Here is a 25,464-nt window from a genome sequence, read left to right as displayed (position 1 = left end):
TCGGTGATTGCTTTTCTTTTGGCTTGTGTGCTGTCTTTTTCAGCAGTGGTCGAGGCGAGTGAGGCCCAGAAACATTCTTCCTCATCGGCAGAAAAATCCCCTGCGGGAACGGAGACCGTCAGGATCTCAAATCGTCCGAATGTGGTTTTTATCTTGGCCGACGATCTGGGATGGGGAGAAGTCGGTTGTTTTGGACAGGAAAAGATTCCCACACCGAATATCGACAAACTGGCGACGCGCGGCGTCAAACTGACCCGGCATTACAGTGGTGCTCCGACGTGCGCCCCATCGCGCTGTGTACTGTTGACGGGAAAGCATCTGGGGCACGCGGAGATTCGCGGAAACCAGCAGGCAAAAGTTCTGCTTCCCATGTTTTCTGAAGGGCAGCATCCGATCAGCCACGAATCCATCACAGTGGCAATGCAGTTTCAAAAGAGCGGCTATGCGACAGGGGCTTTCGGGAAATGGGGGCTGGGGCCAGTCGGAAGTACCGGAGAGCCAAATAAAAAAGGATTCGACGAATTCTTTGGCTACAACTGCCAGGCCATCGCTCACAGTTACTTCCCGAAATCACTTTGGAAGAACCGCGAAATTTTTCCGTTGAATGAGGTTCCGATTCCGGGAAATGCCAGGCAACCGGAAGGAACGATAACAATGGAAAAGTTCCAGGGGAAAAAATACGCCCCAGAGTTCACACTGAATGCTGCCGTGCAGTTCATCAATGATCACAAATCGCAGCCATTTTTTCTCTATTTGCCGTTTATTGAGCCTCATGTGGCGCTGCAGCCACCACCAGCTCTGGTTGAGAAATTCCCAAAGGAATGGGATCAAAAGGTCTATCGTGGCGAAGGAGGCTATCTCCCTCATCCCAGGCCGCGGGCGGCTTATGCCGCCATGATTCACGACCTTGATAACCATGTAGGACAGATCGTCTCGACTTTGGAAAAGTGCGGCTTGCTGGATAACACCATCATCATCTTTACCAGTGATAATGGGGCCACGCATGCGACTCAATCGCCAGACTTTCATGTCGGTGGAGCCGATCCGGTCTTTTTTAATAGCACCCGAGGATTGCGCGGCTATAAGGGAAGTACATACGAAGGTGGCCTTCGAGTTCCTGCCATCGTGAACTGGCCCGGAAAAATCCCTTCGGGGAGTGTTTGTGATTTTCCCTCCTATTTTCCCGACTGGTTTCCCACCTTATGTTCGATGGCCAACATCCCGCTCACAGACGAACTGGATGGCATCAACCTTCTCCCTTGCCTGACTGGCGAAATCCCAGCCAGAACGAGAGAACGGGAGAAGCCTATGGTCTGGGTCTATGCGGAATATACAGGTCAGGTCTGTGTGCGACTGGGGGACTTCAAAATCCTGCGTCGTGGCCTGAAAACGCGAAATCCGCAGCCATGGGAAGTTTATCATCTTCACGACGACGAAGCTGAATCAAAGAACTTGAGCGGGGAAAGACCGGATCTCGTAGCCAAAGCCATCGAGATACTTCGCGAGCAAACCAGCGCGAATTCCGTATTTCCTATGCCGGATTGTGATACTCCAACCGGCATGGCTCCCAAAGCAAAGTCCAACCCAGCGAAGAACCAGAAATCGTCCTGATCTTCCCTGATGGGTTTGATATCCCGGCATCAGAAAGAGGAATGGGGACAACAGCCCATTATTCTTTTACGGGAGTAACTTCTTCGTTTTCTGTCGGCGGAGCAGGGGGCGTCAGATAGATTTCACCGTGCGGAGAAGGCTGCTCTGCGTGGAAATGGTGGTGCCTTAGCAGTTCAAGAATCGCGAGGAAAATCCCCACGATTTTGCTTCGTTCATTCGCCCCTTCGAAGAATTCGCTGAACGCCGCACGTCCTGTGTGACGCACGCGCGAGCCAATCCGTTCGACATAGACCGAAATCGGTGTGTCGTCGTAGCGGATCGAGGCGGTCTCCACCACGATTTTCTTCTGCATGACACGAGCCAGCGCACTGACAAGATCCCACAACTCGACCTCCTTAAAGGAGTCGTTTGTCGCATCACGACCAGTCTTTGGTTTTTCGCTTGCCAGTCGGGGAAAGCGGGCATGCCATTCATCGGCATGAACCTGCAGGGCCATGCCAGCGTCCCGGTAGCGTTTGTATTCCAACAGTTGGTCGATGAGTTCAGCGCGAGGATCTTCGCCCATCGCCGCCTGGGCTTCCTGCTCCTGATCATCACTGCGAGGCAGAACAAGGCGGCTTTTGATCTCGATCAGCGTGCTGGCCATCACGACAAATTCACCAGCCACATCCAGGTCGATGAGTTCGATCACCTGAAGGAAAACCAGAAACTGGTTCGTGACCTGGGAGATCGGGAGATCCACCAGATCAATCTCATTCCGCCGAACCAGATACAACAGGAGATCTAACGGGCCACTGAAGTTGTCGAGTTGAACGCGATAGTCTGGCATCTGCTCATCCGCGTTCAAAGAGGGACTCCATGTTGCAGCTGCCTGCCACCTTTGCAGAGTCCCGCCAGTTAATCCTTTAACACGTTATCGTCCAGAGACATCGTAAAGTTCATTGTGGCCTGCGGACTTTGCCGATCATGGCACCGGCTGCCGCGTTATCAAAAGCGGCAGCCGCATAAACTGCCGCTTTACCCCGCAATTTTACTGCGCAATGATGTCAGAAGATCCAATGCTGACGCAAGATCTTTCTTTTGCTGAACAGGATCATGAGGGATCTCACGTTCAATGGTCAGCGGGCCGCGATAGCCGATTTCCAGCAGTGTCCGCAGATAATTTTCCATGCCGACATCGCCTGTCCCCAGCGCCACTTCCTGTCCCCAGGATTTGCCACGTTCAGCCTCAGCCGCCCAGAGTGCATCCTTGCAGTGGATACTCCGAACATACTGGCCCACTTTCTTGAGAGCTTCGATCGGATTGCCGGTGCCGTAAAGAATCATGTTCGCTGGATCAAAATTGATTCCCAGATTGGAGCGATTCACATCGTGGATAAACTCCAGCAGATGTTCGGCAGTTTCCTGCCCGGTTTCCAGATGAATGGCCTGCTGATGACCGGCGGCGTGCGCCAATAAATCCTGCGTGACAGCCACGAGATTCTGATAATCTTCCGTTCCGCGCTCGGGAACGAAACCAATATGCAGGCCGATGGCCGGACATCCGACCCAACTTGCAAAGTCAGAAATTTCTTTCATCTCCTGCACGCGAGAGGCCCGCGTGGCTAGGGGAACAAGACCCACTGTCCGGGCCGTCGTCGGAATGTCGGCATAGCTTTCCCCCTCGAAACCACCAAAAATGACGGTGACCGTGATGCCGGCTGCGTCGCATTTTGCACGGAAAGACTTGGCCACTTCCGGCGTCCGTGTGTGAGGATGAGGGGCATGCACCTGAACCGTCGGAACCTTAAGGTCTTGGGCAACTTCCAGATGGACGCCTAAACCCGCATCAACAGATGTGAATACGCCAATTGGCCAAAGGCTGCTCATGTTGTGACTCCCGATGATCAATCAAAGTGGCTGCTGAAGATTCAACGAGACAGATCACATGCGGCTCGTTCTGTTCTCAATGATTCTGGGCAAAATGTTAACTCATTCGACTTCTCGCAACCAGCAAGTCTTTCACGATGCAGAAGCCCGCCTCTTTTTGCAATGTCTCATTTTCGCTGATAGACAATCGATAAAACGGTGAAAACGTCTGATGGCTTTCTTCCGGGACTGGGGATAGAGATGTATTCAGTGCGGACATTCAATGCCAGTTTCCAGCGATGTTCCTGATCCAGATCCCACATCAGCGCAGATGTCGAGAAAACACGATAAAGAGAAGGATCCAGCAGGCTCGGTTGATAGCGAACACGGGTTTCCAGTGTTGTCCGATCGGATAGAGGCCAGCGGGCTTCAATTTCGCTGAAAAAGTCGAAGGTTGTCCGCGTATCGTTAGGCTCATCAAAAACTTCAACGGTCACAGCAGGGCCTACGCGAGCAATCAAACGCTTTTTTGGTTCATAATAAAAACGATAGCCAACGCCGATGGTATCTGTTCCACGAAAATACAGGTTTGCCAATTTATTATATTCGTTTTTGCTACTTAAGAACGTGATCCACTTGTCTTCTTCGTTAGCGATCGGCCAGTCAAAGTTCCCGTTCAACCACCAGCGATTGGCTGTATTTTGTCCTTGAGTTCTAGCCCATTGCCCCCCGAACTCCATCTGTCTTGAACTGGCCGGAGTTGATCGTTCAAGCTGCGCCACCACATCGACAATGTCGATATTTGAGTTTCCATTAGTGAAGTTTCCTCCCAGTTGAATGCGATTCGTCCAAAGAGCGGCATGGTTCGTAGCTGCCACAGCAGTCTGTTGCGCGGTATTCAAAACCGATGAAATCACATTGACCGAACTGCCGGCCAGGGGAACAGATCCTGTCCAGGAGTCCCCGGACTCTGACTCTGAAAAGGCTTCTTCTGGAGTGGTGAGATCGATCTCCTCCGGGGCATCATTGGCGCCGGGATGACTGATCGCGGGCGCGTCCTGTTGCAGAATTGATTCTGGCGAAAGGAGTGGCAATGACCCATTGGCCTTTGGCTCTGAAGGCCGATTGATGATGTCACTTGAAGGAGTCAGGGTTGCCTGAGACGTGCTGGGGGAGGACGGGTCTGCATTGGCAATAGGCTTTGGTGAAGTCGTGATCTTGTCAATATGGTCAATTTGTGAGATCGGAATCGACAGTGTTTCGTTGGTTGTCGTTCGCCAGATCACCTGTCCATTTTGGACTGATTCACTGACGCCCTCATAGCTTGACCCATCTATCAGAACAATTCGTTCGGTTCCTCCTGCCATCGCGAGGGAAGCCAGCATTCCTCCGACAAGTGCGCAGACCCACAAACTGCACGACACGATGTGTCGCAGTTCAATCAGTCCGGAATAAGTGCACTTGGGCACAAACAAAAGAGGCACCTCAACAGTACGGTTGGGGTTGTTCCGCGGGAGGACAGGAGAGGTCTCAGAGGGGACGGGCAGGGAAAGTCGTCAAAAAGGTGGGATGAACGGAGGCCGAAAAATCAGAAAAAGAATGGAGATTTGAGTGAGATTCGACAGAAATGCCGCATGAATCACCGCCCTATTTTATTCGGAAACGTGCTGTTTAGACAACATAAGTTATCCACTGTCCTGAAGTGGCTGGTTTTGTGTAACTTGTTTCATATCATTGTGTTGCGTATCCACTTCGGTCTTGAGCGCAGAAAGGGGATAAAATTCAGGCAGCTGGCAACAGGCGCAGTGCCTGATATAAACCATGGTGGATGGCTCGAAATTTATCTCGGTGTCGGTGAGACTTTGAAATTCTCACGGTGGCCGTCGGGCCTGCTAAGTAAAGTGATCTAAAAGACTTAGAGCTTCATCTTTCAAATCCGGGAGTGCCTCTGTAATGGCTGACGCCAAATACAAAGTGTTGTTGACTGACCGAGCCTGGCCCAGCCTGGATATTGAACAGTCGCTGTTGTCCACCATTGGTGCGGAGTTGATCGAAGCTCCTTCTGGCGATGAAGCCACGCTTTGTCGTTTGGCAGCGGATGTGGATGCCATTGCCACGAACTGGGCCAAAGTGACTCCCGCAGTCATTGCGGCCGCTACCCGCTTGAAAACGGTGGCCCGCCTGGGGATTGGTCTGGATAACATCGCGCTTGCCGACTGCACGGCACGCAACATTCCGGTCACCAATTCCCCGGACTACTGCACGCATGAGGTTTCCGACCACGCACTCGGGCTACTTTTGGCACTCTCCCGAAAAATTGCGTTTTTTCACCATCGAACGAAACAGGGAGAATACAATCTGGGGGCTGGCTTGCCTCTCACTCGGATCAAAGGGCAGACATTGGGGCTGATTGGCTTGGGGAACACAGCCCAAATGCTGGTTCCTAAAGCCCGTGCACTTGGCTTGGATGTCATCGCCCACACGGCGAGTAGTCAGGATTATGGCACTGGCTGCCGTATGGTCTCATTTGAGGAATTGCTCCGAACCAGCGATTTCATTTCTATCCATGCCCCCTTGACTTCAACCACTCGAAAAATGTTTTCGACGGCACAGTTCCAGCAGATGAAGCCCACTGCAAATCTGATCAACACGTCCCGGGGAGGGTTGATTGATGAAGCCGCTCTCTGGCAAGCCATTCAGTCTGGCACGATTGCTGGAGCTGCCTTAGATGTCTTTGACCCTGAACCCTGTGATCTGAGTCAGCCTCTTTTTCAGGATGAAAGAGTTATTGTCACTCCCCACGCGGCGTTCATTTCTGAACAATCACTGGCTCAGATGCGCCGTGAAGTCATGGAGCAGATTATTCAGGTCTTGCAAGGTGAAAAGCCTCGAAATCTGGTCAATCTCTAATGGCTTTCAACATCAATGAACTGACAAACGGAGGCTGAGAACGCCCTCTTTGCCAGTTCATTACGGCCGTAATATGAAGCGATCAATCGAGCTGACCCACTCCCGAATCGGGAGCAGGGGACAACTGCCTCTACCTCCAGATGATTTGCCGGTAATTATAATCTCACTTCCTGTGATTATGCTTCATCTGCGCAGTATTTGCTCAGTGGCCATATGATCTGTTTTGATAAATTTCACCTTAAGGGTGTGGCTTGCAGACTCACCGGACGGCACTCGCTCTCCGGCTTTTAGCAAGTTGATCAAAAACGAAATTTCATCGCTTGGGCAAAATGTTTTCTCTCCATTTTTCTCTGAACAAAGAGTTCTAAACCCTCCTGAACTCTCCTTTTTCAGCAAATCGCCACCCGAATCCCCATTCAGGGGCGTAGGTGAAAACACTCATCTTGCGATGTTGTTTTAGTGCAACGCGGATCGTTTAATTGGAACAATCCGGCAACTTGCACCCAAGCTTCCACTCTGCCCCTTCAACCCAATCTATCTTATTGACCCAGCCTAACTGGTGATGTACATTTTTTTCACCAGACGGTTTTTGGAAGCCGTCCGGGCCAGTCAGCAACAAGCGAAAGCTAAAGGACGTTGCGGCAGGACTAGGGAGTGTTTGTAAACGCACGGCGGCGGTTTCCATCAGGTTAATCTGAAGGGTTCAGGCAGATGGGTCAGTTGCCGCCGATTGCAATTGTTGGGGTGTCTTGCCGTATGCCCGGTGGGGATGGCATTGACGACTACTGGGATATGATTAAGTCTGGCCGTAGCGCCATTGATTTGCTTCCAGAATCCCGGCTGGATCGCTCACTCTACTACCACCCTGAACAAGGCAAAATTGGCCTTTCATACACAGAATTGGGTGGAGTCGTTAAAGATCGTCCGATCGACCGCTCCGTTTGCCCGATCACGGATCAGGTGCTCCGTGAGTCAGATAACGCCCACCTCAATCTTTGCGAGGTTGCTTCCTCGGCGCTGAAACACGCTGGCATGGATCCTCGCAATGTTCCTTATGCACGAACAGGAGTCTATGTCGGGCATTCGGGAGGAAGTTGCCTGGCTGGCGAGGTCACATATTCCCGGTATGCCGATTTGATCTCTGAAGTCATGAATAGCCATGACGAGTTCAAAGGCTGTTCCCCATCAGCACGAGCCGATCTGGCTCAACGGATGTTGACCAAACTGCGTGCTGGTGCACCAGACGCCGGTCTCATGAGGGATATCAATTTTCATGCTGCCAATGCCGCGATGCTTATCTCGCGAGTTCATGGCTTTGAAGGGCCATCATTAGTCATCGACGCTGCCTGTGCTTCCTCCATGATGGCGCTGAGCCAGGCGGCACAAGCGTTGGCACGCGGCGAAGTCGATATGGCTCTCGCTGGCGGTGCATCCTATAGCAAATGGTACGCCCTGGTGCTCTTCTCGATGGCAATGTCCATCAGCGGCACAGGGTCGCGTCCCTTTGACGCCAACGCCGACGGGCTGATCAGCTCCGACGGATACGGCATTGTCGTCATGAAGACGCTCGCTCGTGCTCTGGCCGATGGAGACCGCATTTTCTCCGTAATTCGCGGGCTTGGTGTCTCGTCAGACGGACGCGGAAAGAGCCTCTGGGCACCTCGGCCTGAAGGACAGATTCTCGCTGTTCAACGTGCTTATTCCAAAGAAGTCGATCCGGCTTCGCTTCAGTTCATTGAATGTCATGCCACTTCGACCCAGGTTGGCGACGCCACGGAACTGAAAACCCTCTCAAAAGTTTTTGCTAACGGCAATTCTCTTGCTAAGAAGATTCCTATCGGCAGTGTGAAAGCCAACATTGGCCACACGCTCGAAGCGGCTGGGATCGCAGGATTGGTTAAAACCGTTCTAGCCATGGAACATGGTGTTATTCCTCCGCAGATTAATTTCTCAACGCCAAATCCGGAAATCGATTGGGCCAACATCCCCTTTGAAGTGCCTCTGGAAGCCCGTGAATGGAAGCGTCCTGAAAATGGAATGCCACGCCGGGCTGCGGTCAACTCCTTTGGCATCGGCGGCCTCAATGTTCACATGGTGATCGATGATGGCCTGCTCCCCGGCGAAGGAGTGAAGTCACAGGTTTCTGTTCCTTCCTCAATGGCTCAACAGGGCGCACGCCGCACAGAATCAGCTCAGACAACACAGCAGCCAATCGCCATTATTGGAACGGCAGCAATTCTCCCCGGTGCTCTTACCAAAGCCGCGTTTTGGGAAGTGCTGGTTTCCGGGAAAGATCCCAAAACCGATTTGGCGATCGAAAAAGAGCTCAACGCAAAATCCCTGCTGGGCAAGTGGAAAGTCACGCACAATCCCCGTCAGACCACTCGCGGAGGCTACATCTCCGACTTTGTCTATGACTGGAAGCGTCATAAGGTTCCGCCTAAGCAAATTGCGAATGCGAATCCTCTCCAGTTTATGCTGCTCGATGCCGCTGACCAGGCTCTGGAAGATGCCGGCTATGGCAAGAAAGCTTTTGATCGTTCCAAAGCGTCGGTTGTTGTGGGCACGGTCTTTGGCGGTGATTTTGCCATTCAATTGCAGATGGGACTGCGTCTCCCGTTAATCCAACGCACTTTGCGAGAACTGCTGCAAGAAGATGGTGTTCCAGCCAACGTGGCACAAGAAGCTGCCCTTCAGTTTGAAAAACGGCTGCTGGATGTCATGCCGGCATTGCTCGATGAAACAGGCAGCTTCACCAGCAGCACTTTGGCCTCACGATTGGCAAAGTCATTCGACTTCACAGGTGGCGCATTCGCCCTCGAATCTGACGAAGTCTCTGGCTATGTGGCGGTCAGTGCAGGGATCGGCATGCTCGATACGGGTGCCTCTGACATTGTTCTCTGTGCTGCTGGCCATCAGTCGATGCGAGACAACAGCTTCGATACCCTGCAGCAGAACGGTTTACTGAGTGCCGGTGATTCTCGTTCGGCATTTGATGAAGCATTCGATGGGATTCTGCCAGCAGAAGGGGTCGCTGTTGTCGTTCTGAAACGACTGGCCGACGCCGAACGTGATGGAGATCCTATCCGGGCCATCATCCGTGGGACTGGACAGCGTTCTTCCCAGGTGAAAGGCAAAGAAGCAGAGATCTTCGATTCCGCATTCCAGGAAGCCTGCAATGTCGCCAAGACTCAGCCAGCAGCCATCGCTCATCTGGAAATGTCCGGCGTGGAAACTCGGCAAGGGCTGAAAAACAAGTCGGCTCTTGTTCAGAAAATTCAGGCGGAAAACGGTTCACAGCCCGTTCATCTGGCTTCGATGACACCTCAATTCGGCTACCTCCGTGGTGCTTCAGGGATTGCGTCGATCGTTAAGGCGGTTCTGCAACTGGAACAATCGAAGATCCCAGCGACCTTCGGACTGAAGCAGACAGATGCCAAAGTCACACTTCCCGCGTCCACATTCCCCAAAGAAATTCAGCCGCTCTACGCCACCACAAAAGACGGAAAATCGCTGATTTCTGTCAACAACAGTTCTGATACCGGTTTTGCGTTCAGCGTGGTTCTTGAAAGTCGTAATGAGGCGCCTCAGCGACCAGCTCCCAAGACCCCAGCCGTTACGACCCCAGCGGTGGCGACCACGCCAGTTGTCCGTGCAGCTCAGCCGGTGAGTGCACCCGCAACCATGGCATCATCGCGCTCTGGACATGGCCGACTGGCCCTGATGTTCCCTGGTCAAGGATCGTACTATGCCGGGATGGGAGCAGATCTGGTCAAAGACTATCCCGTTGCCCGTGAGAAACTGGCCGAATTCAACCGGATTCTGCAGGCTGAAGGATGCCCAACCTTTGAGGAATTAGCCGCTGATCCGGGTGCGAATATTCTCAGTGCTCAGCTTTCTATGCTGGTGATCGATTTGCTGTACTTCGCGGCTTATCAGACTTCGGGAATCAAGCCTGATGTTGTGTGTGGCCACAGTTATGGGGAATTCCCGGCACTGGTCGCCTCGGGGGCACTAACCTTCCAGAATGCTGTCCGGGCGACGAAGCTGCGTTCTCAGGTTGTGGAACAATTTGGTGGCAAACAAGGTGGTCTCCTGGCCATTTCCTCTGACGCCACCAAGATTCGTCAGCTTCTGGCACGCTCGTCCGTTGAAGTCTTTCTGGCGAATATCAATTCACCAGAACAGACGGTTGTGGGGGGAACTCCCGAAGATCTGCAGCAGTTTGAGAAGATGCTGCGTGAAAAACGGATTGGCAGCCGGATGTTGAAAGTTCCGGCGGCTTACCACACACCGCTGCTGGAACCTGCTCTGGTCACCTATCGCGATTGCATCCGGGATCTGCCCATCGTTCCGCCTCAACTCCCTGTTCTCAGTGGAATTGGCAACGTGATGGTCATCGATCCTGAAGTGATCCGTGAAAACCTCGTGATGCAGCTTGTCACGTCGATGGATTTCGTCGGCATGGTCAACATTCTCAAGCAGCAGGGCATTGATGTCGCTGTTGAAATTGGGCCGCGCAAAGTTCTGTCTCAGCTGGTTCAGAAAATCGTCGGTGAATCGGCGATTGCCTGCGTCCCGATGGATCCTCGCGATACCACAACTCCTGACTGGTTGAGCACTCTCCAAGCGAGAAAACCAGTCTCCGAAGCTCCAAAACCACCAGCAGTGAATCCACCAGGGAAGGTCAGCACAGCGGCACCGGCAGTCGCGCCAGTTCCTCCGATGTCGAAAGAAACAGGATCCGTTGTGATAGATAAGCCACAGATTGTTTACTTCGATGCTTCTGCACGTCGCAAAGAGCAGAATCGCCAAAGCGCATTGAAGCAGCGCGGCCTGACCGATGTACATCTTACGGAAGCCGCAGCTCAAGCTCTGCCGGTTGCTGCTGTTTCCGTTAAAGGCGTCGCCTCGACCAACGGTACGGTGGCACATTCAACGAACGGACATTCTGAAGTCAACGGATGGCATCCTCCTGTCAGTTCTGCGTCACAAGCAGTTGCTCCAGGAGAAGCCGTTGTTGAGCAACCCGCTGAAGCTCCTGCGGCTCCCCGCATTCTTCCGAACCGTGAAGAGTTGCAGGCGTTCGCGATTGAATACATTGTCGACCAGACGGGTTATCCGGCTGAGATGGTCGAACTGACGGCAGACCTTGAAGCCGATCTGGGGATCGACAGCATCAAGAAAGCTCAGATGCTGGGTGAATGTGCCCAGAAGTTCGAGCTTCATTGGCTGGCGAGCGAAGTGACGGACTTGTCACTGGATCAGTTCCCGACACTTGAATCGATCATCAAGTTCCTGACAGAAGATCTCGCCACAAAGGAACCCGCCACACCGGAAACCACTGCCACACCGGTCGCTGCTGTTTCAGCACTGGCACCTGAACCTGTGGCTGTGACCGCTGAAGCTCCTGCAGCACCTCGTATTCTTCCGAACCGTGAAGAGTTGCAGGCGTTCGCGATTGAATACATTGTCGACCAGACGGGTTATCCAGCCGAGATGGTCGAACTGACGGCAGATCTTGAAGCCGATCTGGGGATCGACAGCATCAAGAAGGCTCAGATGCTGGGCGAATGTGCCCAGAAGTTCGAACTTCACTGGCTGGCGAGCGAAGTGACGGACTTGTCACTGGATCAGTTCCCGACGCTGGAATCGATCATCAAGTTCCTGACAGAAGATCTGGCCACAAAGGAACCCGCCTCACTGGAAACAACGGCCACTCCCGTTGTTGCTGTGGCTGCACCCGTCGTTACATCAACACCTGTTGTCGAAGCAGTGGCAGTAACCACGGAAGCTCCTGCAGCGCCCCGCATTCTTCCGAACCGTGAAGAGTTGCAGGCGTTCGCGATTGAATACATTGTCGACCAGACGGGTTATCCGGCTGAGATGGTCGAACTGACGGCAGATCTTGAAGCCGATCTGGGGATCGACAGCATCAAGAAGGCTCAGATGCTGGGTGAATGTGCCCAGAAGTTCGAGCTTCACTGGCTGGCGAGCGAAGTGACTGACTTGTCACTGGATCAGTTCCCCACATTGGAATCGATCATCAAGTTCCTGACAGAAGATCTGGCCACAAAGGAACCCGCCACACTGGAAACTCATGCTGCACCGGTCGCTGCTGTTTCAGCACCTGAACCAGTGGCAGCAACCAATGAAACTCCTGTAGCGCCCCGCATTCTTCCGAACCGTGAAGAGTTGCAGGCGTTCGCGATTGAATACATTGTTGACCAGACGGGTTACCCAGCAGAAATGGTCGAACTGACGGCAGACCTTGAAGCGGATCTGGGGATCGACAGCATCAAGAAGGCTCAGATGCTGGGTGAATGTGCCCAGAAGTTCGAGCTTCACTGGCTGGCGAGCGAAGTGACCGATCTGTCACTGGATCAGTTCCCGACACTGGAATCGATCATCAAGTTCCTGACAGAAGATCTGGCCACAAAGGAACCCGCTCCACAGGAAACCACGGCCACACCGGTCGCTGCTGTCAGTGCACCAGCACCAGACTCAATAGCAGTTGAGCCTCAGACTTCAACCGCCGCTCAAGTCGTGATTGAAGCAATTCCAGCCGCGGTCGCTGTGGCGACTATCGAACGCGTCTGGGAACCAGCGGTTGGTTCTGGCCTGGTCACTCAGCTTAAACTATCAGGCGATCCCTATACCCTGGGATTCGAGCATGGCCGCCATCAGAAAGATGCCATCCATGCCATCCTTGAACGACAGATCACACGGTACGGGACACGCCTCGACAACATGCCAGAACTGAATCAGGCATTGCTTGAACCAGATCGTTATTTCGGTGAAGTCGAAATCGCGGAACTTTCGGGGATTGCTGCGGGAGCCGAACTTCCGGTGAATTTCATCGTCGGGCATAACCTGGGACTCTGCGAAGATTATGTCCCTGGATGCGTGCAGTTTGCGATCACAGCGGGGGCCAATGGGCCTCACGGCTTGATTCACGCCGCTAACGAAGATTCTTCACTGGCTTTGAGTCTGACCGACACCTTGAAGCGGGTCGTGCAATACCGTTCGCCTTCCAAGGGCTACCGCAATGTGGTGTTCAGCGTCACAGGCCAACTGTGCGGCATCAACGGCACCAACGAAAAAGGTTTGACTGTCAGCAGCACACTTCTGCTGGATCGTGCTCCTCGTGACGTGACCGCTCGTGGCCATATCCATCCCGTACTGATCAAGAGAATTCTCGAAAGCGCCGCCAACTCGGACGAAGCCATCGAGATCCTCAAAGAATCAAAGCGAAATGGAGCATGGGGGATCTGCCTCAGTAACGCCGCGTCAGATACGTTGTGCTATGTCGAATACGATAGCGATCAGATTCAGGTGAAGACCGGTTTGCCAAAGTTGATCGGCTCGAACCACGCGATGCTGCTCAATTCGACTCACCCCACACCTCCACATTCGGTTCATCGATTGGAGCGGCTCAACGAACTGCTGTCTCAGCATGAGAAAGAGGGCGTCTCTGTCGAGGTGGCTGAAAACACGCTGCGTGATCAATTTGATGGCCGACGCAAACGCGTCACAGCACATCCAACGATGAACACCGTCTGCCGTGTTGATAACCAGATCAGCATTGTGACCACCCCCGCAGAGCAAACCATTCGGGTGACTCCAGGGCCTGCTCGACGGGAAGTTGCTGATCAGTTTTCGACACTGAACATTGATGGATTCTTTGGAACCACCTCGGGACTGGCCAGGAAATCTGATCGATCAGGTGCTCCTTCAGAAAAAGTCGTTCGCCGTCCTGACACTGGACGCGATCCTCTGGCAGGCTTACCTCCTGTTGCAGATCGCGTCATGCGTCGAGTGGTGCTCCGTCCACGCCATGAAATGCTGAGCGAAACCTCTGGCACAACCTTTCCATTAACCGGAAAAGCCGTGGTTTATGGCTCAGGTGATATTGCTGAGAACCTGACGGCCCGGCTGCGTGCATCCGGTCTCCAGGTGGAATCGCTGCCGATAACGACTCAAGTGTCGGCCATCGAAGCGGAATACGCACAGCGGTGCGGCGATGGCAAGGTTGATCACCTGTTTGTGGTTGGCCCGAAAAATCTGGAAGCGATCCAGAATGACAGTCCTTCCGATCGTTTCATGCCCATCTTCCGCCTCTGTCAATTGTGGGCACAAAGTATTGGCAAGCACGGCAACACCGCTACCGCCAGCATGACGGCTTTGACGTTCTCTGATGGCCAGTTTGGTCTCAAAGGCAGTCCTACAGGAACCGATGGCGGTGCCTTGTCGGGCTTCTGGAAGGCTTTGCGACGGGAATCTGGCGGAATCGCTGCCCGTGTGATTGATTTCTCCATGGATGAGCCGGCTCATCGTGTGGTTGAACAACTTCAGAATGAGATGTCGCATCCCTTTGTGACGTGTGAAGTCGCCTATTCCCGTGGCGAACGATTTGTCCTGTCCGGCGTTCCGATTCCCTCAGCTCCCGATAAAAACGCGGGGCCAACTCCTGGTACAGCATGGATTGTGACCGGTGGTGCCCGTGGTGTTACCGCCGTGGTGGCACGCGAACTGGGCTTGCGATGCGGTGTGCATTTGCACCTGTTGGGTTCCTCGCCCGCCCCACAGGTGGATGCCAAGTGGCACACTGCCACCGCAGACCAATTGAAAGCTCACCGGCGTCTGGTCATGTCAGAAGCCCGCGATCGCGGTTTGGTTCCTCTGGATGCCTGGAATGCCTTTGAGCGGGGATTGGAAATCGATCGTACGCTCCGGGAAATGCAGGAAGCCGGGGTCTCTGTGACCTACCACGCCTGCGATGTTTCCAGTGTGGCTTCGGTTCAGAAAACCATCGAAAAAATCCGGGCATTCAATGCCCCGATTGAAGGGGTCATTCACGGAGCCGGCGTCGAAAACGCTTGCCGATTTGATCGCAAGCAGTTGCCCAAAGTTCGCCAGACCTTCGATGTGAAGGTGGAAGGGGCCAAGCATCTTGCCGCAGCCCTGGAACATGATCCCGTGGTCTTCTTTGTCGGCTTTGGCTCAACCAGCGGTCGATTTGGTGGATTGGGACAGGCCGATTACTCCGCAGCGTCCGATGCACTGTCAAAGTTCTGCAACGAACTGGGACGCCGGCGTCCGGATTGTCGCACCATCACTGTCCACTGGCCGCCATGGGGCGAAGTTGGCATGGCAGCCCGTCCTGAGAGCCAACTGGCCCTCAAGGCGGGAGGGATTGCCTTCATGCCACCTCAGGAAGGTGTCGCCTTCCTACTCGAAGAACTGTTCTCTGCTGCTCCAGAACCGGAAATCCTGATCATTGATAAGCCTGACGGGCTTGATCTGGATCGAACACTTCCTGAACGCGCCGAATGGGATGACTATACCGCAGCACAGAAAATCGCCCACGATTCGCCACTCCTCGATAACGTGGTTGAGTTCCGCCGTGGTCAACTCGTGAAGGTGGAAGCCAGCCTGAACCCTGCTACCGATCCTTTCCTGTACGATCATCAGCACAAGAACGCGCCGATCCTGCCCATGGCTTTCGGAATGGAAATTCTGGCCCAGGCAACACGACTGCTCGTTCCTGAAATGACCTCGCTGTCGATCACGAACACCGAGATCATCAACGGTATGCGATTCTTCGCCGACCGACCAGAACTGGTGACGGCCAAGATCGAACGCGTGGGTGATCACTACGTGGGTGAATTGGTTGCTCGATTCATGAATCGCAAAGGCGTGCTCCTTCAGAATGAGCGTGTTCTGGTGCGTGCCCACATTCAGGCAATCACGGCTCAATCATCGCAGACCATGCCCGCAGGCGTGGCCGCACCGACCGAACGTGTGGTCTATGCCGAAACCTGGGAACAAATTGGTGACTCTCGCTTTGGCAGTGTCTTCACCGGGCCAACGATTCAAGGGGTGACAGAAATTGCCCGCGAAGGCGCCCGTTTCCATGGAACGATCGTTCCACCGTCAACCGCAGGCTTCTCGGGAACACGTGGTGCGACAGGCTGGCTGGCTTCTCCCGCAGTCCTCGATGCCTGTTTTATCGCCTGTGATCGCTGGGCCTCATTGACTCTCGGCAAGCTTCATCTTCCTCAGAAGTTTGAAGAAGTCCGCTTCTATCAGGCCATTCCTGATGGGCAGCCTTGCCGCGTGATTGGACATGCCCGTGAGGTCGGCGACAACCACCTTCTCTTTGATTTCACGCTTTGGAATGCCGCAGGTCAGCAACTGATCGATGCCCGTGGATTCCAGGTGGCCCTGGCTCTGACAACCCCCGTGGTTGCCGGCCCCACCGATGCGACAGATTCTGTGGCGTCATCAGTTCCCGAAGTAGCTCCTGAAGTTCCCGTGACAAACAACGCATCGGGTTCAGCGAACGTGGCGTTGGCGGGCGTGTCTCAGCCAGTCCCAAGCATGCTCTTCCCGGTGGAAGCCGTGACGGCAACCGCAGACCTTTGGGAAGCCGAATTGCGGATTGAACCGCTGACAGAGCCTCTCTTTGCGGAACACCGTTACAACAACGCCCCGTTGATGCCAGGCGTGGCGATGCTAGAGCTTTTTGCTCAGGCCATTCGCGAGAATTTCCCGGGGAGCGATGCTCCACGGATCCGCAATTTCCAGATTCATCGGTCGCTTCATCTCAAAGCCGCTCTTCCTCGACGCATTCAGGTCGTGATCAAGAAGGGGGCTGAAGGATTCGATGCTCAACTGATCGATCTGGATGGCGGGAATCTGCTGTTGGCTTCTGCCAAAGTTGATCGGGTTCCTGTTTCTGTCGCTGATCTTCCCCAGCTTGATAAATCGAAGGGGATGTTCAGCCCGCTACCCGCCAGATATCCCGATGCCGGCCCCTTGATCCACGGCACCCCATTGCGTGCTCTTAGCACACTTTGCTCTGGACGCGATCATGTCTGGGCGGAAGTCAGCCCGACAGAAATGTCGACCTTGCTGGCGGCTAATTCTTCTTGCAAGCCACTGACTCACCCAGCCGTGCTGGATGCCAGTTTCTTTGCCTGCGGGATTCATGCCTGGATGAATTGCTTCGGTCGTATGGAACTCCCTCTCGCCCTCGAAGAGTTGTTGATTCTCCGCGAAGAACCACCCGCCAAAAACGAAAAGCTTGTAACCCGGATTTGGTATCGCAGCAGTGACGATACGGGTTCGATCTATGATATGGCGATTTATGATCGGGCCAAAAAGCCGCTCTATTTCATCAAGGGCTACCGCAGTGTCACCAAGGGAGTTGTTACGGCTTGAACCCGTTCACCCGAGAACAACTGACATTGGTCACTGCATCGCGAGCTTCTCTGCAAAACGAGATTCTCGCACAGGGCTGGCCCGAGCATCTGGGTGACGGATCCGAATGGATCGGTCATCCAGGTCGACAGGAACTATGGAGACTCGGGCGATTTTTTATCGTCAGTCAGATTCAACGATTATTGCAGGAACATTCCCCGGGATGCTCACTTGCCGTTTCGCTGAACGATATGGATGTCGTCACTCGCAATGGGCTGGGGCGGGGAACTCAGCCACGGGTTTACGTTCGTGGACGCATCCTTCCGTGGCGGCTTTCTCTCTCCCATGCCGACGAAGTCTTCGCGTTGGCGGTCAGTCGTCATCCTGAAGCGAGAGTGGGAGTTGATGTTGTCGAAGCCTCTGAGGCAACGCAGCAATCGCTCCGACTCTGGTGCACACCGGCGGAACGAAAACTATTAAATGATCACGATGATCAGATGGTTCTTAAACTCTGGTCATTAAAAGAGGCGATCTATAAAGCAGTCAATCATGGCGAGGCATTTCGTCCCGCTCATTTTGAGATCACTTTTGAATCGGAAATGACGGTCTGTTATTGGCGGGGAATGAAACTATTACTCGACGTCGCCGAAACCCGAGAACTGTTTCCGGGAACCTGGGTCTCTATGACGGTTGTATCAAATATTCGCAAAATTCGCTCCTGTTTTAATGAGACCAAGGCACAAGGATCTAAACAAGCTGCCGCCTGGTCTCACTGATTCGCATCGTTCAACGAAATCAAACAGTTCACCAATTTGTCCGGAACAGGGTTTATTGCCATGATCGATCTGACCAACAAAATTGCCCTGGTGTCCGGGGCTTCACGCGGGATTGGACGGGCCTGTGCCCTGCGCCTGGCAGAAGCCGGTGCAGACATCGTTCTGAATTACGTTTCGTCCAAGGAAAATGCCCAGCGGGTTGCAGAAGAGATTATCTCGATGGGCCGCCGGGTGGCCGTGATCCGCGCTGACGTCAGTGAGCAAGCCGACGTGCAGTCGATGATGGAGTTTGTCGGTAACGAATTTGGACGGTTGGATATTCTTGTCAGTAACGCGGCATCTGGCGGATTTCGTCCGTTACTGGCCGCGACCCCTCGCAACTTTGAAGCGACCATGAACACCAACGTTCGCGCGCTGCTGTTTCTTGTCCAGTCTGCACATCCCCTGTTGGAACGAAGCGAGGATCGTGCCAAAATCGTAGCGATATCCAGCCACGGCTCACACATGGCTCTGCCCATGTATGGACTGATCGGCACTTCTAAAGCGGCCCTTGAAAGCCTCATCCGGCATATGGCTCTCGAGTTCGGTGACCAGGGCATGAACTTCAATGTGGTTCAAGCCGGATTGGTTCCTACTGACTCCACCAAGATGATTCCTGGAGCCGATCAGATCTTCAATGCCCGCTCCGATAAGACAATGACCGGAGATCGTCAGCTAGAGGCCTCAGATGTCGCCGATGCGGTTCTTTATCTCTGCAGTCCTTTGAGCGACCTGGTTCAAGGTCAGACATTGATTATCGACGGCGGTGCCGCAATTCACGTCTGATTTCCTAGTTATGAAACGTTGGTTCCTTGGCGGGATCGACGTCAACCTGTCGCGAACAACGAAGTTGTCAGACAGTGTTGGCCAGCGAGACAGGTTCACACTCTGGAACGGATTCCCGATCAGGCTTGTTGCATCCAGCAGTTTTGCTAGCAGAGGTCATTCCGCAGCGCCGGAGTTCGTTGATCATGTTGAGTCCGATAATTGGCCTCATTGGGATGTTTCTGGCGAGGAAAGTCTCTCGCCAACGGGCGGCTTTCTATCATGCGACGACACGCCCTCGCGAATCGCAGCATGAAGTCTTAATGAACCTGGTGAAACGGAATGCCCGTTCCGATTTTGGTCGGGATCATCACTTTCATGAAATGCAGACCCCGGCCGATTTTCGTCGTCAGATGAAAATCGCTGAATATGATGTCTTTGCTCCCTATATTGAGCGAGTAAAGAACGGCGACATTAACGCGATGTTCTGTGACGAAAAAATCGTCATGTTTACATTGACAAGCGGCACCAGCAACACTCGTAAATACATCCCCGTGACAGGTCATTATCTGGAAACCTATCGGCGGGGATGGTCGATTTGGGGATTGCAGACCTTTGAAAAACACCGCAACCTGTTTCTTCAGCCCAAAATCGGATTTGGCAGCGCCTCGCAGGAATTCACCACCTCTTCCGGGATTCCTTGCGGCAGCCTCAGCGGTCTGACGGCTAATATGAACCCTGGCGTCGTACGCAAGACCTACTGCATCCCTTCTGATACAGCTAACCATGCCGATGCCTATGTCCGTTGCTATCTCAACTGGCGAGTGGGGTTGCATCGTAATATGGGGATGTGCGTTGCGCCAAACCCTGGCTTGCTACTTCAGTTTGCCCGCTATGGGAACGAGCATGCCGATCAGCTGATTAAAGAAGTGCATGATGGAGGATTTAACTGTAATGCTCAACTCCCGGATCATTTAACAAACTGGCTCAAACGTCAACTACGCCCGAATCGTCGCCGGGCTGTTGCTCTGGAGAAAATTCGCTCGAAGAATGGTCGCCTCTATCCTGTTGATATCTGGCCTCAGTTGAGCTTGGTGGCCTGTTGGCTGGGCGGCCCGACACGAGCTTATCTTTCGGCAATCCCCGAATACTTCGGTGATGTCGCTATGCGAGATATCGGCCTCATTGCCAGTGAAAGTCGTACCAGCCTGCCATTGGAAGACAATACCCCCGGTGGTATCCTGGATATCAATAGTACCTACTTTGAATTTATTCCTGTCAATGAGATAGATTCCAGCCAGCCCACAATCCTTGAAGCAGCTGATCTGGAGCTTGATCAGGAATACTATCTACTCATGACCACGGCGAGCGGTTTATATCGTTACAACATTCATGATGTGATCAAAGTTATTGGCTGGCAGGGCAAAACTCCGATTATCGAATTCCTTCATAAAGGACATCGTATTGCGAATCTGTTCGGCGAGAAGCTGACGGAAAGCCAGGTGGTGCGCGCCGTCGTAGAAGCTGCCGCGAACCTACAAGTCGCAGTTGGTGACTATGCAGTCGTACCGCCAATGGCTGATGAACCGGTGGCCTATCGAGCCATGATTGAGCTTCGCGAACCACTGACCGGCGAGGCTCAAAGCCGTTTTATGTTGCAGCTGGATGAATCGTTAGGACGCCAGAATTATCTCTACGAACGGAAACGACGGGAAGGCTTGTTGGAGCCAATGCAACTGGTGGTCGTAGAGCGGGGAGCATGGAGAGCTTGGGATCTTCGCCAACTCGCCAGAAACGGCGGTACGATGGATCAATACAAGCATCCGTTCCTTATTACCGATCGCAGCATTCTGCAAGATTTCAAGGCTTAAACAGCAGGTGTCATCTTGTTGTTGGAAACGATCTTACCGCACCCGTGTCTGCCGGAATGACTTTCCTGTGGGGAGCTTATCTCTCGCTCTTACGATCGGTCGCTGAAATCAGGTCTTCGACGTGAGAGTGGGGAGAAGTGAATCACTGCGAGAAGATTCACTTCTCCCTTTCATCATCATTGCGGCTTCAGGTTGCCGAACTCAGTCGTTCAACCTGAATTTGCTTGGCGCTCTCAGCGTCGACGACATCGCTATGACAGGCGGCTTTGGCCTCATTGTTAGCGCCGACGACTTTCTTCGTTTTGCTGGCGAGCTGATGGATTTCTTTCGGTGACAGGTGCCCGCGTTTTTCCAGAATCTCCTGTTGTTCTGGAGTGAGAGCCGCAGAGACCTTCGCGCGGTTCCACTGGTAGTTCTCATCCTTGCCAGACGCGAACTCGACAATTTCCTTCGAGATGCGGACGCTGCACCAGTCGTGGCCACACATCGCGCAGAAGTCGGTATCGACATCTAGGTCTTCGTCGTGATAGGCGCGAGCGGTATCGGGGTCAAAGCTCAGCTCGAAGTGCTTCTCCCAGTTGAGAGCTGCACGGGCCTTTGTCAGTTCATCATCGCGGTCACGTGTGCCAGGGATGCCCAGCGCCACATCTGCCGCATGAGCCGCAATTTTATAGGCAATACAACCTTGCTTGACGTCATCTTTCTTGGGGAGTCCCAGGTGTTCCTTGGGAGTGACGTAGCAAAGCATGCTCGCGCCGTGGTAAGCAGCGGCAGTCGCCCCAATACAACTCGTGATGTGGTCGTAGCCGGGGAAAATGTCGGTCACAAGCGGCCCAAGAACATAAAAGGGAGCCCCGTGGCACAGCGTCCGCTGGAGCTTCATGTTGTATTCGATCTGGTCGAAGGGAACATGACCAGGCCCTTCGATCATGACCTGCACACCTTTCCGCCAGGCCCGTTCGGTCAGTTCGCCAAGTGTCGCCAGTTCGGCCAATTGAGCACGGTCGGTCGCATCGGCCAGCCCGCCGGGACGCAGGCCATCGCCAATCGAGAACGTGACATCGTGCTTGCGCATAATGTCGCAAATGTCTTCCCACCGGTCGTACATCGGATTCTGCCCACTATTACGGATCATCCATTGGGCCAGAAGTGAACCACCCCGGCTGACAATCCCGATGAGACGCTTTACCACGTATGGCAAATGCTCTCTCAGAACACCTGCATGAATCGTGAAGTAATCAACCCCTTGCTGAGCTTGTACTTCAAGACTTTCAAGGATGATCTCGTGGGTCAGTTCTTCGATCTTGCGACCGATGATCATCGAATAGATAGGAACGGTGCCAATCGGTACGGAGCTGTTCTGAACAATGGCCACGCGACAAGCGTTGAGGTCACCGCCAGTGGAAAGATCCATGACCGTATCCGCACCCCAGCGTTCGGCCCACTTCAGCTTCTCAACCTCTTCATCGGTACTTGAAGAAACGGGCGAGGCCCCCATATTAGCATTGATCTTGGTCTTGGTGGCACGACCAATCGCCATGGGATCAAGTTGATGCTTCAGATGATTTTTATTGGCAGGAATCACCAGCCGACCGGCGGAAATTTCATCGCGAACCTGGGCGGGTGTCAGATGGTCTTCCCGTTCAGCGACACGCGACATCTGAGCGGTAATCACTCCCACTCTAGCCCATTCAAGCTGTGTGGAAGGATCGAAATCTGTGGGGAATGTGACTTCCCGGTAACTGCCATCACTCTGTTCAAAGACAAGACGTGAAGCACCCGGTGAATAAGGGACAGATGTCGCACCACCGGCGAGTTCAGCCGTTGTCCAGCCTTCGGGAAGAAAATCCCAGGCAGTCATTTCCGACGGCTGGGGCATATTGGGTGTATCAGGTGAGGAAAACGTCCAACGGCCCTGCACACCGGGGGCGACTTGGGGAGGATTGGCGAAACTGCCCGGCGTTGTTCCGGCGTGGCGCGATGAAGGATTATTTCCCAACGGCGGAAGTTCAGGCGACTTCGAATGTGCGACGTTGATCATTCCGTGATTAGCCTTCCATTATAACCGGGAGAACCAAAGGACTTGTCTTCTGATCCTGCCCGATCTCATCATCATTGCAAAAGCGATCTTCCATTCATCTCAAGAATGGCAGATCACTGGAAAAGATCGACAAATTGCCTTCACACCAGATTGGTGACGAAGCTTTCTAAGAAGCTATCGTAGTGGGCGCAGCCGTAATTGCAATCGGTGTCATGGGATGAGAGGCCATCATCCATGAGGTTGCAGGCAGTGAAAGCAACACACTCACTTGCTCCGGCTGGGAAGAATGTGAAACTTAATCACGTGAAGCCAGCAACGTTGGCAGCAACGACTCAAGAAATTGTTTGAGTCGCTCAGCAGATTGATGAGCCTCTTCACGCAGCTTCCAAAGATCCGAAACGCTCCCCGGTCGATGGAGAATCGCGCCCAATAGGGCACCGGCGCGCACACTTCCTGTCGGCCCCGCCACGGTCAGAATCTCTGCTGGTAAAGTCGTTTTGGCATCATCGCTGATAACACGGACGGAGAGCATGCGACATTGACGTGTGCGGCACGCCTCAGCCACGCCCCATGTTTCCATTTCTGCGGCCAAGGCTGCCGTTGAACGGAAAACGACCTCTTTTTCCTCGACTGTGCGAACGATTCTGGGCACGGTCACAATTGACCCGGTGAACAGCTTCGCCTGCGGATCGGATTCCATGGCCAGGCCCAATTCGATGGCCGGCAGTGGTGAGTCAAAAAGGTTGACGCGGGTGGCCGCCACAATACTGCGGCAAGGGATTTCAGGATCCAGTGCCCCGGCAAACCCGGTGGAGATAATCCAGTCGGGTTGGAAAGCGTCAATCGCCGCATGAGTCGCCCGCTTAGCACGTGCCAGGCCGACCCCCGATTCGACAATCGCGATCCGCTTGCCTTTCCAGAACCCGCCGTGAAACACAAAGTCCCCGCCGATGACTTTTTTAGGGTGTTTCAATTGGGCCAGAAGTGGGGAAATCTCAATATTGAGTGCCGCGATAATGACGACTGAAACCGATTCAGTCATCTCCTCATCGTCATCAGTACCGGCATCGGCAGGTTCGGCTGTTTGTCCAGAAGCGTGAGAGCGACCAGCTTTAGTACCAGCATGATCAGACGAATGCGGCTGAGGGGCCTCAGCATTTGTTGATCCGCCTGACGGGGTCTTGTCAGCATTGCGCATGGCATCCATCGCGGCATTGGACGCCGTTTGCATCAACCATCCACGTACCAACCAGGCCAGCCAGTTCATAAGCCTTTTCTATTTTTTAGCGTTGCCTACAGCTGCCTGGCTTCAAAAGCCTGCATGAACTTCACCAGTTCCACCACTCCCTGATGAGGGAACGCGTTATAAATGCTGGCACGCATGCCACCTACACTGCGATGCCCCTTCAAGCCATCAAAGCCGGCTTTGGTCGCTTCAGAGATAAACTGATTGTCGATGGTCTCGTTCCCGGTGACAAACGTCACGTTCATCAGCGAACGACTGTCCTCAGCCGCCGTGGCTTTGAAGAGGCGGCTCTGGTCAAGATAATCATAGAGCACCTTGGCCTTGGCTTCGTTTTTGGTGGCGATTGCAGGCAATCCCCCCTGATCAAGAAGCCATTTGAAGACCAGATTCATCGCATAAATGCCGAATGTCGGCGGCGTATTGAACATCGACTCATTCTTCGCATGAGTCCGATATTGCAGCATGGTGGGTAGTGACTTATTCCCTTTTTCCACCAGATCTTTACGAATGATGACCAGCGTCACGCCAGATGGCCCCAAATTCTTCTGACCCCCACCGTAAATGATGCCATATTTCGGCACATCAATCGGACGGGAAAAAATATCGCTCGAAGCATCGCAAACCAGGAATGAATTGCCAGCAGGAATCGGGTCTGCCTTGAACTGCGTTCCAAAAATCGTGTTATTGGAAGTGAAGTGAGTGTAAACCGGCTGTTCGCTGGGAGATCGATCGCTGGGAATGTAGGAAAAATTCTTGTCTTTGCTCGAGCAGACTTCGTGAACAGTTCCGAAACGCACAGCTTCATCACGAGCTTTTTCTGACCAGACACCAGTAACGAGATAATCCGCTGTCTGGCCTGCTTCCAGAAAGTTCATGGGAACCATGCTGAACTGAAGTGAGGCGCCCCCTTGCAGAAACAGGACTTCATAATCAGCCGGAATCCCCGCTAACTCCCGGCAACGGGCCACCGCCTGCTCATAGACCGCAAGGAATGCTTTGCCGCGGTGAGAATGCTCCATAATTCCAATGCCAGTATTGCCCAGCGACAGGAGAGCTTCCTTCGCCTCGAGCAACACGCTCTCGGGCATTACGGCTGGCCCGGCAGAAAAATTAAAAATTCGGTTCGTCATCAAAGCATCCCGGCAAAAAGAT

12 protein-coding genes are annotated in these 25,464 nt (G+C 53.5%); 6 read left to right on the top strand and 6 right to left on the bottom strand.

Translation table 11 applies throughout. The features are described from left to right. Window positions 1–3: 3 nt before the first annotated feature. Entirely contained in the window at window positions 4–1,611 is a 1,608-nt protein-coding gene (locus SH287x_RS08305) for an arylsulfatase (RefSeq protein WP_479518212.1), read from the top strand. Between the two features lie 58 nt (window positions 1,612–1,669). On the opposite strand, the gene SH287x_RS08300 is transcribed toward SH287x_RS08305, so the two are convergent. The 3 genes from SH287x_RS08300 to SH287x_RS08290 all read right to left on the bottom strand — a co-directional run bounded on the left by SH287x_RS08300 (window position 1,670) and on the right by SH287x_RS08290 (window position 4,928). After that, on the bottom strand, window positions 1,670–2,440 hold the full coding sequence (locus SH287x_RS08300) for a segregation and condensation protein A (protein WP_479518211.1): 771 nt from the start codon (window positions 2,438–2,440) through the stop codon (window positions 1,670–1,672). Window positions 2,441–2,628: 188 nt separating this feature from the next. Next, window positions 2,629–3,480, bottom strand: coding sequence for a sugar phosphate isomerase/epimerase family protein (locus SH287x_RS08295; RefSeq protein WP_479518210.1), 852 nt, complete (start codon window positions 3,478–3,480; stop codon window positions 2,629–2,631). Between the two features lie 167 nt (window positions 3,481–3,647). Further along, window positions 3,648–4,928: a DUF481 domain-containing protein gene (locus SH287x_RS08290; RefSeq protein WP_479518209.1), complete on the bottom strand. Its 1,281-nt coding sequence runs from the start codon at window positions 4,926–4,928 to the stop codon at window positions 3,648–3,650. A 484-nt stretch (window positions 4,929–5,412) separates the two neighbouring features. Here SH287x_RS08290 and SH287x_RS08285 point away from each other — a divergent pair, with 484 nt between their 5' ends. The 5 genes from SH287x_RS08285 to SH287x_RS08265 all read left to right on the top strand — a co-directional run bounded on the left by SH287x_RS08285 (window position 5,413) and on the right by SH287x_RS08265 (window position 21,025). Next, window positions 5,413–6,369 (top strand): C-terminal binding protein, encoded by a 957-nt coding sequence (locus SH287x_RS08285; RefSeq protein WP_479518208.1) that lies wholly within the window; start codon window positions 5,413–5,415, stop codon window positions 6,367–6,369. Between the two features lie 711 nt (window positions 6,370–7,080). Then, window positions 7,081–17,595 carry a C45 family autoproteolytic acyltransferase/hydrolase gene (locus tag SH287x_RS08280; RefSeq protein ID WP_479518207.1) on the top strand — a complete coding sequence of 3,505 codons (10,515 nt, stop codon included), beginning with the start codon at window positions 7,081–7,083 and terminating at the stop codon, window positions 17,593–17,595. After that, entirely contained in the window at window positions 17,592–18,350 is a 759-nt protein-coding gene (locus tag SH287x_RS08275) for a 4'-phosphopantetheinyl transferase family protein (protein WP_479518205.1), read from the top strand. Before SH287x_RS08280 ends, SH287x_RS08275 begins: the two co-directional genes overlap by 4 nt. A 60-nt stretch (window positions 18,351–18,410) precedes the next feature. Next, entirely contained in the window at window positions 18,411–19,175 is a 765-nt protein-coding gene (locus SH287x_RS08270) for an SDR family oxidoreductase (RefSeq protein WP_479518203.1), read from the top strand. A gap of 185 nt (window positions 19,176–19,360) precedes the next feature. Next, complete coding sequence (locus SH287x_RS08265; RefSeq protein WP_479518202.1) at window positions 19,361–21,025, top strand: GH3 auxin-responsive promoter family protein; 1,665 nt, start codon at window positions 19,361–19,363, stop codon at window positions 21,023–21,025. A 187-nt stretch (window positions 21,026–21,212) separates the two neighbouring features. Here the strand turns inward: SH287x_RS08265 and thiC are convergent, their stop codons facing one another. The 3 genes from thiC to serC form a co-directional block, all read right to left on the bottom strand. Further along, complete coding sequence (gene thiC, locus SH287x_RS08260) at window positions 21,213–23,066, bottom strand: phosphomethylpyrimidine synthase ThiC (RefSeq protein WP_479518201.1); 1,854 nt, start codon at window positions 23,064–23,066, stop codon at window positions 21,213–21,215. A gap of 295 nt (window positions 23,067–23,361) precedes the next feature. After that, window positions 23,362–24,333 carry a phosphorylase family protein gene (locus SH287x_RS08255; protein WP_479518200.1) on the bottom strand — a complete coding sequence of 324 codons (972 nt, stop codon included), beginning with the start codon at window positions 24,331–24,333 and terminating at the stop codon, window positions 23,362–23,364. A 26-nt stretch (window positions 24,334–24,359) separates the two neighbouring features. After that, window positions 24,360–25,442, bottom strand: a complete 1,083-nt coding sequence (serC, locus tag SH287x_RS08250) for a 3-phosphoserine/phosphohydroxythreonine transaminase (protein ID WP_479518199.1) — start codon at window positions 25,440–25,442, stop codon at window positions 24,360–24,362. Window positions 25,443–25,464 lie beyond the last annotated feature (22 nt).

The sequence above is a fragment of the Planctopirus sp. SH287 genome, assembly GCF_056500625.1.
Note: the sequence above shows the minus strand (reverse complement) of the source record. Positions and strands in the feature narration are given on the sequence as shown.